Below are 13737 nucleotides of genomic sequence, written 5' to 3'. Positions count from 1 at the left end.
AAAAACAAAGGGGCGGATAAAATGGTAACTCATGTTTCAGTAGGACTTCTAGGATTAGGAACAGTCGGCAGCGGTGTCGTTAGAATGATTGAAGGAAACCGTGAAGAATTACAGCATCGTGTTGGATGCCCTGTTTTTATTGAAAAAATATTAGTTCAAAACGTTGAGAAAGAACGGCTTGTCTCGATCAATAACGAATGGCTGACTCAACATCCGGAAGACGTACTTCAAAATCCAAACATACATGTAGTGATTGAAGTAATGGGGGGTATCGAGTTAGCAAGAGAATACATCTCACTAGCACTGCAAAATAAAAAGCATGTGATTACAGCAAACAAAGATTTGATGGCACTTCATGGAGCAGAACTTTTACAGCTCGCGCATGAAAATGAATGTGACCTTTTCTATGAAGCAAGTGTCGCAGGCGGAATACCGATCATTCGCTCACTTGTTGATGGGCTAGCGTCTGACAGGATCACAAAAATGATGGGAATTGTAAATGGCACAACAAACTACATCCTTACAAAAATGGATAAACAGCAGCGCAACTATGAGGAAGTATTAAAAGAAGCACAAGATTTGGGATATGCAGAAGCTGACCCCACTTCTGATGTAGAAGGAATCGATGCAGCTAGAAAAATGGCAATCCTGTCAACACTCGGGTTCTCCATGCACATTCATCTGGACGACGTAAAGGTTTCTGGTATCTCTAAAGTGACGCAAGAGGACCTAGAATATGCGCGTCAGTTCGGCTACACGCTCAAGTTAATCGGAAACGCTAAAAAGGACAACGGAAAAGTGGAGATCAGTGTTGAACCGACATTGCTTCCAGACTCCCACCCGCTTGCGAGCGTTCATAACGAATACAACGCCGTGTATGTGTATGGTGAATCTGTTGGAGAGACGATGTTCTTCGGCCCAGGTGCAGGGCAGCTCCCGACCGCTACATCAGTTGTTTCCGATTTAGTTGCTGTTGTGAAGAACATGCGGTTAGGGGTTAACGGAAAGAGCGTGATCGCTCCTCAGTTCGATAAACAATTAAAGCAGCCTAATGAGATCGACGGGAAATTTTTTTACCGATTGTACATTAAAGATGAGGCAGGTGCTTTCTCAGCAATCACTTCCCTATTCGCTCTGCATGACATCTCACTTGAAAAATTGATTCAAAGTCCTGTCGATCATAAAGGAGTCGCAGAAGTTGTCATCGTGACACATGGCACAAACAAACATCAAGACAATCAAGTATATAGCCTGCTTCGCGACTCAGAAGTTGTTCAAGAAATCAAAAGTCATTATCGTGTGGAGGGTGCTTAACATGCCATATAACGGTCTCTTACATCAATACAAAGAATACTTGCCAGTCAGTAAATCTACTCCCCTTCTATCCTTGAATGAAGGGCACACTCCACTCATTCAGTTAGAACATCTGTCAAAGGAATGGGGCATCAAGCTATACGCCAAATACGAAGGAGCGAATCCTACAGGTTCTTTTAAGGACAGAGGCATGGTGATGGCTGTTGCAAAAGCAAAAGAAGAGGGCAGCAAAGCAATCATCTGTGCATCTACAGGAAATACATCAGCCGCTGCCGCTGCCTATGGAGCGAGAGCTGGCCTCAGATGTATCGTTGTGATTCCGGACGGAAAGATCGCCCAAGGGAAACTCGCTCAAGCCAAAATGTATGGCGCTGAAATCTTTGCGATTGAAGGAAATTTTGATGAAGCTCTAAAGATGGTGCAGCAAATGAGCATCGAGGATGAATTCACACTCGTTAACTCAGTAAATCCATACCGTTTGGAAGGCCAAAAAACAGCTGCATTCGAACTAGTTGATGCACTAGATCAAGCACCTGATATTTTAGCCATTCCTGTTGGGAACGCAGGCAACATTAGTGCTTATTGGAAAGGCTTTAAAGAGTATGATGCTGTAAAATCTTCTGGCCTCCCTCGCATTCATGGCTTCCAGGCATCAGGTGCTGCACCAATCGTGAACGGATCTGTAGTAAATAATCCAGAAACGATCGCGACAGCTATTCGAATCGGAAACCCTGCAAGCTGGAAACTAGCATCAGCTGCATTAGAAGAGTCAGGTGGTGTCATCGATTCTGTAACGGACGAAGAAATTTTAGAAGCGTATCAGATGCTTGCCTCAAAAGAAGGTGTTTTTGCTGAACCGGCTTCATGCAGTACCATTGCGGGTTTGTATAAGCAATACAAACAAGGTGTTCTTCCGAAAGGAGCATCCGTTGTGGCTGTTCTTACAGGCAACGGTCTTAAAGATCCAGACATCGCCTTAAAAACAGTCGCACAAGAACCTGTCGTCATACCGAACGATCTTGAATTATTACGTCAGCAGCTAAAAGGATGTGTTGTATAAATGAAAGCAGAGCCATTTTCTATACATGTTCCAGCAAGTACAGCAAACTTAGGCCCAGGCTTCGATTCCGTAGGGCTTGCCATGAACCGATATTTAACCGTACACGTTCAGCCATTCGCACCAAGAAAAACGACTTTTCATGGTGAAGAACTGCAGGCGTTAAACAAAGACGAAAATAATCTTATTGTTCATGCTGCGCATTTTACAGCGGATGCTTACGGGCAGAAACTGCCTCCTTGCCAATTAGATGTCGTAAGCACATTTCCGACTTCAAAAGGAATGGGAAGTTCTGCGTCTGCAATCGTTGCAGGGATTGAGCTGGCAAACATCCTTTTAGATCTAGATCTTTCAAAGCAGGCAAAAGCACTTTTAGCGAGTTCCTTAGAAGAACACCCTGATAATGTGATTCCTGCCATTTTCGGAGGACTCACGATTAGTTTTTTCAATGGACAAGAACTGGAGACGGTGCATGTACCTGATGTCGCTGTTGAAATGATTGTTGCGATTCCTGATGGTGTTCTACATACCAAACACTCTAGGGGTTCACTGCCCAATCTTCTCCCCTTCAATAAAGCCGTTGAAGGCAGTGCGATCAGCAACGTGCTTGTTGCGGCTCTAATGAAGAACGACTGGAAAAAAGCTGCTGATATGATGAATCGGGATTTATTTCATGAGCCCTTTCGTTCAAAATGGGTACCTATGTATGCGGAGCTTAAGCAAAAAGCAGTAGAACTCGGGGCATATGGTGCGGCAATTAGTGGATCAGGACCTTCTATCGTCTGCTTTACACCTCATCAGAAGGCAGCTGGGATTACAGAACAACTGTCGCTGTTGTTTCCTCAATACAACTTTGAAACGGTTTTCCCTGACCGAAGAGGTGTTGTAGTGGAGAAATGTTTGTCAGCTGCTTTATAAAACGCTGTTATCGAAAGCTCTGTTGCTATTGAAAGTAGTTAATTTCCGTTCCAGATGCTCGCTTTCCGCGGGGCAGGCGGTGAGCCACATTCGTACGTTTCACTTTTAAGTGTCTCACCTGCCCGCCTGTCCCGCAGGACAAGGAAGGCTTCGGCAGCGTCGCATCGCACGAAGAAAATTTGAAGTTCAATTTTCAAGGATCTCGCATCTTACACTCCAATCAACAATCATAGAAGACAAAATTTGAAAGCAACAATCATTTAGATAAGAGCAAATAAGAGCTTTCTTAAATGGACGAAAAACTTACTGAACTCCCTTCAGATTTAGATGCTTTGAACGCACATAATTAAAACACATCTTTATTAAAGAAAGGATTAAGCTGATTCAGCTTAACCCTTCATTTTTTATTTATGTGCAATTTTAAATTCATCTCTTAACAGCGTCCAGTTCTCTGGGAATGGTTCACCTAGAACCCAATACGCAAGGCCTCTTAACTTATATTTCTTTACGAGTTTATTTTTTGCTTCTGCACTCTGTTCATTTTCAAACCATACAACGTGTTCTTTTCCTGCATCATCTTTGTAATTAAAGAACGGAGCTTGAGCATCGTTGTCATACTTTACAGTCGCTCCTTCTTTTAACGCCAAATCATGTGCTTCAGCCGGTGCCACGCGTTTAGCAAATTTATTGCCTTTTTTATAAGGAAGTGTCCAATCATAACCGTATAGTGGAGCTCCCATTATAATCTTTTCCGATGGAATGACCGATGTTGCGTATTTAACTACTTTTTCTACTTGTGGTACAGGTGCTACAGCCATCGGAGGTCCACCAGACCAGCCCCACTCATATGTCATTAATACAACAAAATCTGCAAGTTCTCCATGACGTTTATAGTCATGAGCACCATGCCAAGGACCTTTTTGCTCATCACTTGTTTTAGGAGCTAATGCTGTTGAAACCTTAAAGCCTTCTTTTTGTACGAGTGGAATAATTGTTTCCAAAAATCCGTTGTATAGCTCACGATCTTTTTCTTTAATATGCTCAAAATCAATATTTAATGATTTGTATCCTTTTTGTTTCATTGTGCTGATAACACTGCCAATCAGTGTTTTGGATGCAGTTTTATCAGTAAAAATGGTGTGCGCAATCTCAGGAGAGAAGTTTCCATCAATAAAGTTTGTTAACACCATCATCGGCATAGCTTTTGATTTCTTTACCTCTTGTAAAGCAGCATAATCCTTAATGGGCTTAAGAGAACCATCTTTGTTAACTTGATAGCTAAAAAAAGCTACGTACGTTAAATCATTTACAGCTTCTTTTACATCTTTCACGGATTGTTTCGCTTCTAGTGGTTCTAAAAACCCAAGCGTTTCAATCTTTGTTTTGCTGTGAGTAGTTTCTGCTTTTGAGATGTCCTGTTGTTTTTTCTGTGGCGAATTGATTTGTTCCAATCTTGGACTATTTCGCGTTTCGTTACTCATATTCTTTGGTGCTGCTTCGCTCTCTTTCATATTGTTGGAGCCACCGCCGCAACCGCCTAACACAATGGTGAATGCCGCTAATAGCGCGACTGCTTTTTTCATATACAAACCTCCTCAGTTTTCGTTATTTTTCCAAAAAGAGGTTTGTACTATTCTTATTTTTTTAAAGACTGTTTTCACATACTTTATCAATCTTTACATTGGCTGACTTTCAAGATGCTCTCTTTCCACAGGGCGTGCGGTGAACGACTCACATCCGGCGGCAGAGACTTAAAGCAAATGAATTGATTCTTAGACAGAATGGGAACGGTAGAACTCTTGTTATATTGCATACAAAAGTGTACATCTTCTTCAAAACCTCGTTCGATTAGCTCTTTTCCGCTTCCGCAGTTTTTAATGAGTGATGGCAGGTTGTGTTTCGATGCCTCGAAAGCTTGTTTGCAAACAAAAGCTTCAGGTGATAAAGATCCTTTTAGAAAAGAAATGATGGCTCCTGCACCTAAATAATCCTCTATTCCAGGTCGAAGCTCATTTTCATCATGAGCTGCATTTTCCCATCTTTCCCCACATGCGATCACTGAAATTGGTGCATTTAATTTATTCTTCATGAACATCGCAGCTTCTGCAACAGCCTTTGCATTTAAAAGAGATCCTGCAAAAAGAGCTGGTACTTTTTTAGAGACATCAACGCATGCCGCACCATTTAATGAACAAAGAACAAAAAATTCCCCTTTGCTTTTTCCTGAAAAAGATAAAGGGGAAAGTGATGGTTTTCCTGTTTTTATAGCTTCAGCCCTTCCCACCACTAATTCAGCTCCAAGTTCACCAGCGTATACTTTTGCTTTTTCATGTTGATTAGGCGGAAAAGGGTAAATGACTGCACCATTCTCAACAGCAGTGGTTACAGTTGATGAAAAGCTTAAAACATCGACGATTATGATGATTTCATTTCTTTTTGCAGCTTCTCTCGCGCCTTTCATTCCCCATTCCATTTTAATGTCGTAAGGTGATTGATCAAATACGTTCATTAGTTTCCTCCTCGCTATATATACAAAAATCTTAACGAGAATGTTTTAAAAAATATAGACTGTTTTTCTAAAATTCGGTAGAATTTAGATTGAGGTCTGTACATTAACTAATTAAAATAAAAAGGCTGTTTTCTAAACTTTGTTGTTATTGAAAGTGGTTGATTTCCGTTACTGATGCTCGCTTTCCACCGGGCAGGACAAGGAAGGCTGCGGCTGCGACACATCGCACGAAGAAAATTTGAAGTTCAATTTCGAAGAGTCTCGCACCTTTCACTACAATCAACTGTCATAGAAGACAATAAAAATAAAGTTGAGAACCTATCTCTTAGAAAAGAGCCAATAAAAAAGACTCCAAACAAATGGAGTCTTTTCTTCTTTATATCGCCCAGTTACCATTTTTAAATAACGGAATGCGTTTTCCATCTGCATACTCAGCCTCAATATCAAGATCTGCTGAGCCAATCATAAAGTCAGTATGCCCTCGGCTGAAGTTAATTTCCTTCTCTTCCATCTGTTCAGGCGTTAAGCTGCCAGCATCTTTAACAGACATCGTAATAGAAGTTCCGATCGCTAAATGACATGAAGCATTTTCATCGTATAATGTGTTGTTAAAAATGATGCCTGAGTTCGAAATTGGTGAATCGTGAGGAACTAATGCAACCTCTCCTAAATAACCCATTCCATCGTCAATGCTTAACAATTGCTTAAGCGTGTCGTACCCTTCCTCAGCAGTGAAATCTACCACTTTTCCGTCTTTAAACGTCAAACTAAAATTATTAATCAAATTCCCCATCGCTGAAAGTGGTTTAGAACTTGTGACCTTACCGTTCACACCATATTTTCTTGGAGTCGTGAAAACTTCCTCAGTAGGAAGGTTCGGAATATAGTACGTACCGAACGTAGAATGATGCCCTCCACCGATCCAAGTATGGTCAGGGTGTAAGTCGATGCTTAAATCTGTCCCTGTTGACTTATAATGAAGCGTCTTAAATTGCTGTTCGTTTAAGTAATTTACTTTATCACTTAATGTTTTTACGTGCTCATCCCATGCAGCAACAGGATCTGCCTGATCCACTCGAACTGTTTTAAAGACCGCTTCCCATAATGCTTCTACTGCTTCTTCATCTTTCATTTCTGGGAATACACTTTTCGCCCAGCCAACTGTAGGTACACCGGCAATAGCCCAATGCATATCTCCTCTTAATTGACCTGCAGAAAAGGCTTGGAGTTTTTCACCGCGGTTCTTTTGTACAAACATCATTCGCTCAGAAGGAACGCCTTTGTAAGCATTAGGATCGTTCCCTGTGATCATTAAAAAGCAATCATGATTTTCAACAAGGCTGTTATATTTGTCAATCTCCCATGATGGAAGATCGTCTTTCAGGATTTCTTCATCTGCATGAGTAAGATGGATGCGGTTTGTTTGTGTATCATTCCAATCCACCATCACTCGCTTACAGCCATTTTCATATGCATACTTCGTTACCTTACGTGTAAACTCTACAGCTTCTATAGGAGAACTAATTAATAACCTTTGTCCCTCTGATAGTCCTAATCCTATTTTGACAACCAACTCAGCATATTGATCTAACTTCTCTTCAAACGACTTCATACATTTCCCCTCCGATTGGTTAAACATAAAAACGACTGATAAGTTTATATTATTACTATTATATAAAAAAAAGAAAATTTAGACTACTATTTTTCTTCAAAATAAAAGATCACACGACAGGCTGTGATCTTAAATGTTTGTTCTCCGTTTTATTCAAGATAAACCCAATTTCAAAAAGTGCACTTTCTAAGTTATTCGTAATCATAATACCGTTAAAATCCACATCGATCTCGAGTGTTTTCATCGCTAAATCAGGCCTAAATCCTGTAAGAATCGGAGTTACACCGATTAATTTTAACAGCTTAACGATGTTTAAGAGATATTCACTAACCTTGTTATTGATTCTGCTCACTCCAGAAAGATCAATAATCATATACTCAAGTTCTAAGTTTGTACTGCTCTCCAAAGTGCTTTGAATAATGATATCAGCTCTATATTCATTGATATGTCCAATGATTGGGAGGATTGCAACGCCTTTCGTTAGAGGAACAATCGGTACTGATAAATCTTTAATCTCTTTGTTTGCCTTATCTAACTCTAGTACATACGTTAAGAGTGATGACATCGTCTGAAAAAGTTCGATATGCTGCTCCGTAAATTCAAATGACTCGGTATCTAAACCACAGATGGTTCCGTAGTTTTCACCATCTTCATAATAAATCGGAATAGCGATAAAACTTCCTCCACCTAAGCTCGCTGTGACATTCAGATGCTTAGTCTGTTCATTCTCAATAATATCTTCAATAAGCAGAATTTCGTTGCCTTTATCAACACTAACTTTACAAAAGGTTTCATCAAAAGGCAGAGTTGAACCTGTTTCGAGCAAAACAGCATTTTTGTTTACCGCTTTTTTTATTTCATTGGTTTGCTTGTCGTTTTTCGCAACAAATAAAGTATTGATGTTAATAAGCTTACTCATAAAATGAAGAATGTTTTCTGTTGCTTCTTCAAAGTTTCTGACTGATTTATTTTTAAGAGCAGAAGTAAGATGAATAGACAAAATATATGACCAACCTTTCATTATTTGTAACATTTTATTGATGGTCCACCCATTTACTTACCCTAAGCTTTATAAACTAAAACTTCTTTAGGTAAATCTTTCGTTTCTTCAAACTGAATTCAAGCCACCTAAAAAACTATTTGTATTTTAAAAGAATCGAACAGCAACTTAATGATTTATTTTAAAAATAATAGTTCTTCTTTTAAACAACTCTAACTCCAGAGTCGTTTTGTGTCTAAAGAACTAGTAGAAAACTCGCAAAAAAGAACACTTTTCTTCATTTTTCTCAAATAATCTTCATTTGAAAATAGTGCTTTAAATAGTAAAAAATCCCTATTTTAATATATAAACACGGGATAAATCACCTATTCTAGTATTTTACATTACGTGGTAACATTTTGAATACGCGGAATTATCCGACAATTTTTGTCGGATAACGGTTATTCCAATACTTCTAGGGGGGATTATGATGAAAAAAGGAAAATGGGTTTCTGCTGCCCTCGCAGCAATGTTGAGCTGCAGCGCTTTTTCCAGTGTAAGTGCAGCACCTGTTAATGTGCTGTCAGATGTAAAAGCATCTCATGATCATGAAGGACATAAGCATGTTGGTGGTCCGTTTGATTTAGGAATTGCGAACGATGAAAGATTAATAGAAATGCTCAAGAAAAAAGGCGAAATCAGCAAGAATGCATCCGAAGCAGATGCCCAGAAAAAGTTGCAACAATATTTACACAAAAAACAAGAGAATGCTTCTAAGTTCTCTGAAGGTTCATTAGAAGATGAACATAGTGAAAAACGTAAAGAAATTAGAAAAAAGCATAAAAAAGAAGGACTTAAAAAAGACGGTAGAAAAGAAGACAAGATCAAAAACGTGAAAGAAGAAAAGTGGAAAGGACAAAAGCGTGTAGATAACGTTCTTGTACTTTTGGTCGAGTTCCCTGACTATCCTGCTACAAACATAACAGCTGAAGAAACAGACATGTTCTACGATGAGTATACAAAGAAACATTATGAAGATTTAGTCTTTGGAAATAAGGGTTATGAAGGACCTAACGGCGAAAAGTTAATCTCTATGAAACAATTTTATGAACAGCAATCCGGCGGGAGCTATTCTGTAACGGGAAAAGTAGGCGGATGGTATAAGGCGAAACATCCAGCTGCCTATTATGGTGGAAATGATCCTGCTCCAGACGGCAATGACAGAGATGCACGTTCATTAGTAAGAGAAGCATTAGAAGCTGCTGCAAAAGATCCTAATATTAATTTAGGAGACTATGACCAAGAAGATCGCTACGATCTAGATGGTGATGGCAATACGCGTGAAGCTGATGGTTTAGTAGACCACCTTATGATCGTTCACTCAAGCGTTGGTGAGGAAGCTGGCGGAGGCGCATTAGCAGGAGACGCAATTTGGAGCCACCGTTGGAACCTAGGATCTGTTTTCCCGATTGAAGGTACAGAATCTGAAGTAGGTTATTGGGATGGTGCGATGGCAGCCTACGATTACACAGTTCAGCCTGCTGACGGTGCTGCAGGAGTATTCTCTCATGAATATGGTCATGATCTAGAGCTTCCAGATGAGTATGATACTCAATATACTGGTGCTGGTGAACCCGTTGCTTATTGGTCCATCATGTCAAGCGGAAGCTGGGCTGGTAAGGTTCCAGGAACTGAGCCAACTGGATTCAGTGCTTGGTCGAAAGAATTCTTACAATCATATGTTGGTGGTAACTGGTTAAGTGGAGAAACGTTTGTGTTAGATGAAATCAATAAAAAAGGCATTGACGTTCTTTTAGATCAAGCGAACACAAAAGGAACAAACAACGATGCAGTTCGTGTTGATCTTCCGCAAAAAGAAACAGTCGTTAACAAGCCGTATAGCGGTGAATATCAATATTTCAGCGGTAGCGGAGATGATTTAGATAACTCATTAGTCACATCTCTTGATCTATCAAAAGCTTCAACAGCTTCGTTAAACTTTAAAACGTGGTACGACATTGAAACAGATTGGGATTATGCTTCTGTAGAAGTTAAAGAAGAAGGATCTACAAAATGGGTAACAGTTCCAGGAAACCTTACAACTGAAACTGACCCGCATGACCAAAACCCTGGCCACGGAATTACAGGAAGTTCTAACGGTAAATGGGTAGATGGAGCATTCAACCTTTCTGCATACGCTGGTAAGAAAATTGACTTGAAATTCAACTATTGGACAGATGTAGCGGCAACAATGCCAGGATTCTTTGTGGATGATATTTCGGTAAATGTTGATGGATCAGAAGTATTGTTTGATGATGCTGAAGGCACGTCTTCATTTAAAGAAGAAGGATTTACAAAGAACCAAGGTAAGTTCTATTCTGATCATTACTACTTATTAGAATGGAGAAACCATCAAGGTGTTGATAAAGGATTAGCTCATATCGCTCGCGGTAAAAGCTTAATGTCTTATGATGGCGGTCTTGTGGTTTGGTACGTAGATAACAGCTATTCAGACAACTGGACAGGAATTCACCCTGGAGATGGTTTCTTAGGAGTAGTAGATGCTAACCAAGAAACGCTTAAGTGGAGCGATGGAAAAGTTGCCTCTACTCGATATTTAGTTCATGATGCAGCATTCAACATAGAAAAAGGTAAACCAATGTTTTTAGATTATAAAGCAGTGAATGGCACAACTCTAACAGATTACGCTGTACATCCAAATCCTGTTTTCAACGATAAAGACGATTACAGCAACCCTGGTTTATTAGACGCTGGACGTAACGTTCCACAATACGGATTAAAGTTTGAAGTGACAGGAAAAAGTAAAGATGATTCAGTAGCAAAGATTAAAATTTCACGTAAGTAATTGATATTTGTTAAGCCCAACTGTACATATGCAGTTGGGTTTTCTTTTAAAAGGGTAAACTGTATCTGTAAGGAGGGTGAATGATGAAAACGTTCATGCGGGTTTTTCTATTAATAAGTTTATCGTGCATTGTAGCAAGCTGCAGCTCTCAAACAGAACAAAAGAATTCCGTTCAACAAAATGAGAAAGAAGATAAAGAAGAAGCCGTCCATTCGTCGGATTCAGAAGTTAATAATGAGGTGAGTACGATGATTGCTAACGATGAAAAAATTATAGAAATGCTTAAGGAAAAAGGCGAGATTCCTGAAAATGCTACAGCTGAGGAGATCAATCAGGCTCTAAAAAAATATTTACAAAACAAGAATCCTGGGAATCTACAAAATGAGAAGGAAAAGAAGAAATATATTAATGACTTAAAAGAAAAAATCCAAAAAGGACAGAACTAGAAAAGGACATTCATCCGAACGTCCTTTCTTTTTGTGTTAAAGCCTAATTTTGATGCTGCAGTGAATAGAGATAAAAAATATAATCCGTTGAGGCTCCTTTATGTCCCAGTTGATTTAATATAGCAGATATATGGCCGCGGTGATATGTACCATGATTCACAATGTGCTGTATTAGATCATTATAGTTTGAGTGGAGTGTACCAAAGTAAGGGTGATGAACCGTTGTCTCTTGAGATAAATCTACTTTATGAAGTATGAACGTCTCGTAATCTGATCCCATCTTCTCAAATTTAATCTGCAGATCATTTAAATCCATTTCCTTTAATTCCTGGTATATAGGTTTGACAGAAGCAAGAATATCTTCAAACTTCTCCCCTTTTAATGCCTTAAGCCAAACATAATCCACTTGATACATGTGAATGAGAACGTCTGCCACAGAAGGAAAGACGCTATCTACTTCTTTACGATACACTTCTGCCGGAAGACTCTTTAACTGCTCAAAAACTTTACTATTTGCCCATGTATTAAATTGATATAGCTGTAGAGATTTATCCATTTCTACCTCCAACGGGTTTTGGTTATACATACACTTTAAAACTTCTAGCTTTTTTAAATAAATCCTTTAGATAATACCAATTAACCGAACAAACGTTTTATTATTGGAGCTTGCTTTGTAATAAGATTCATTTTGATAGATGCAATAATGAGGAAGTGCTTGAAATGTATTCATGGAACGTACACTTTGAGTATTTGTTTGTATAGAGAAGCCACTAAGATTTAATTACGAGGTAATTTTATTTTTTTACGAGGTAATTGCTAATAATTCCGCGCATACGCCTCATAATTCCGTGTATAAAAAAATTTATCCGATTTTCGACAAATTAAAAGATGACTAATCAAAACAACGAGTCATCTTCCTTCCATTACACCTACAAAATTAGCCGATACATTGCATCAAAAAAAGCGCACTCCAATATTTTAAAAGTGCGCCAACGTGCTAATTCTCTTTTACAATCTCAGCCAACATCTCAAATGAACGCAATCTTGCTTTGTGATCATAGATTTGGCCATTGACGATAATCTCATCAGCCTGAGTTTCATCTAAGAATGCTTGCAGTTTTTGTTTAACTGTATCTGGACTTCCTACAAATGTAGTACGTAATTGCTGATCAAGTGCAGCTTTTTCATATGGACTCCAGATGCCATCCATACTTTCAACTGGCGGCTTAAGTTTTGATGGCATTCCTCGAACTAAGTTTACGAATTGCTGCTGCAATGACGTAGCGATTTTAGCTGCTTCTTCATCTGTTTCTGCAACGACCACATTAGCACCTACCATTGCGTACGGTTCATCAAGAACTTCCGATGGCGTAAATGTATTTCGATACAACTCTAGAGCAGGAAGCGTATTATCAGGTGAAAAATGACTGGCGAAGGCAAATGGAAGACCTTCACGTCCTGCTAAACGTGCACTAAATCCGCTTGAACCTAGAAGCCAGATCGGTATATCTTGGCCTTCCCCTGGAACCGCTCTTATTTTCATAGGAGTTTCAGAGCGTTTAGGATCCAAATACGTACGTAATTCCTCTAATTGGTAAGGAAAATCATCCCCCATGCTGCCTAGATCACGGCGTAGTGCTTGTGCCGTAATTTGATCAGTTCCAGGTGCACGCCCTAATCCTAAATCTATTCTTCCTGGGTATAGAGCATCCAATGTACCGAATTGTTCAGCAATCACGAGTGGGGCATGGTTAGGAAGCATAATCCCACCAGAACCTACACGTATTTTAGAAGTACCTCCAGCCACGTGACCGATAACAACCGAAGTCGCTGAACTCGCGATTCCAGGCATATTATGATGTTCTGCAAGCCAGTAACGGTTGTAACCCCATTTTTCAGCATGCTGTGCAAGGTCTAGTGTATTTTTGAATGAATCGGATACCGTTCCGCCTTCTATTACCGGTGCCAGGTCAAGAACAGACCACTTTATATCACGTAAACGTTTTGTATTGGACATCATAACGTCCTCCTTATAT

Annotated in this window: 12 protein-coding genes; 5 read left to right on the top strand and 7 right to left on the bottom strand. The window is 39.5% G+C overall.

Features of this window, described 5'->3' with window-relative positions; genetic code table 11:
* Nucleotides 1–21 precede the first annotated feature (21 nt).
* Genes P8610_RS09445 through thrB form a run of 3 tightly spaced genes read left to right on the top strand, consistent with a single transcriptional unit; the run spans nucleotide 22 to nucleotide 3289 of the window.
* Nucleotides 22–1314 (top strand): homoserine dehydrogenase, encoded by a 1293-nt coding sequence (locus P8610_RS09445; protein WP_394604166.1) that lies wholly within the window; start codon nucleotides 22–24, stop codon nucleotides 1312–1314.
* A gap of 1 nt (nucleotide 1315) precedes the next feature.
* Nucleotides 1316–2374, top strand: a complete 1059-nt coding sequence (gene thrC, locus P8610_RS09440; protein WP_394604164.1) for a threonine synthase — start codon at nucleotides 1316–1318, stop codon at nucleotides 2372–2374.
* Nucleotides 2375–3289, top strand: coding sequence for a homoserine kinase (thrB, locus tag P8610_RS09435; protein WP_394604163.1), 915 nt, complete (start codon nucleotides 2375–2377; stop codon nucleotides 3287–3289).
* 25 nt (nucleotides 3290–3314) lie between these two features.
* Here the strand turns inward: thrB and P8610_RS09430 are convergent, their stop codons facing one another.
* From P8610_RS09430 to P8610_RS09410, 5 genes are all read right to left on the bottom strand, one after another.
* On the bottom strand, nucleotides 3315–3479 hold the full coding sequence (locus P8610_RS09430; RefSeq protein ID WP_394604161.1) for a hypothetical protein: 165 nt from the start codon (nucleotides 3477–3479) through the stop codon (nucleotides 3315–3317).
* 214 nt (nucleotides 3480–3693) lie between these two features.
* Complete coding sequence (locus tag P8610_RS09425; RefSeq protein ID WP_394604160.1) at nucleotides 3694–4872, bottom strand: glycosyl hydrolase family 18 protein; 1179 nt, start codon at nucleotides 4870–4872, stop codon at nucleotides 3694–3696.
* Nucleotides 4873–4958: 86 nt separating this feature from the next.
* Nucleotides 4959–5798, bottom strand: a complete 840-nt coding sequence (locus tag P8610_RS09420) for a 2-phosphosulfolactate phosphatase (RefSeq protein WP_394604159.1) — start codon at nucleotides 5796–5798, stop codon at nucleotides 4959–4961.
* A 376-nt stretch (nucleotides 5799–6174) separates the two neighbouring features.
* Nucleotides 6175–7410, bottom strand: a complete 1236-nt coding sequence (locus tag P8610_RS09415; protein WP_394604158.1) for an aminopeptidase — start codon at nucleotides 7408–7410, stop codon at nucleotides 6175–6177.
* A 109-nt stretch (nucleotides 7411–7519) separates the two neighbouring features.
* Nucleotides 7520–8443, bottom strand: a complete 924-nt coding sequence (locus P8610_RS09410; RefSeq protein WP_394604156.1) for a GAF domain-containing protein — start codon at nucleotides 8441–8443, stop codon at nucleotides 7520–7522.
* Nucleotides 8444–8879: 436 nt separating this feature from the next.
* Between P8610_RS09410 and P8610_RS09405 the strand changes: the two genes are divergently transcribed.
* On the top strand, nucleotides 8880–11255 hold the full coding sequence (locus tag P8610_RS09405; protein ID WP_394604155.1) for an immune inhibitor A domain-containing protein: 2376 nt from the start codon (nucleotides 8880–8882) through the stop codon (nucleotides 11253–11255).
* An 83-nt stretch (nucleotides 11256–11338) separates the two neighbouring features.
* On the top strand, nucleotides 11339–11701 hold the full coding sequence (locus P8610_RS09400; protein WP_394604153.1) for a hypothetical protein: 363 nt from the start codon (nucleotides 11339–11341) through the stop codon (nucleotides 11699–11701).
* Between the two features lie 43 nt (nucleotides 11702–11744).
* Here the strand turns inward: P8610_RS09400 and P8610_RS09395 are convergent, their stop codons facing one another.
* Together P8610_RS09395 and P8610_RS09390 are read right to left on the bottom strand one after the other, a co-directional pair.
* The gene (locus tag P8610_RS09395; protein WP_394604152.1) at nucleotides 11745–12257 is read right to left on the bottom strand and encodes a DinB family protein; all 513 of its coding nucleotides are present in this window, start codon (nucleotides 12255–12257) and stop codon (nucleotides 11745–11747) included.
* Nucleotides 12258–12698: 441 nt separating this feature from the next.
* A complete protein-coding gene (locus P8610_RS09390; RefSeq protein ID WP_394604151.1) occupies nucleotides 12699–13721 on the bottom strand; it encodes an LLM class flavin-dependent oxidoreductase in 1023 nt (340 codons plus the stop codon).
* Nucleotides 13722–13737 lie beyond the last annotated feature (16 nt).

The sequence above is a fragment of the Fictibacillus sp. UD genome, assembly GCF_043558025.1.
GTDB lineage: Bacteria > Bacillota > Bacilli > Bacillales > Fictibacillaceae > Fictibacillus.
This window is presented reverse-complemented; position numbering and strand designations above follow the sequence as displayed.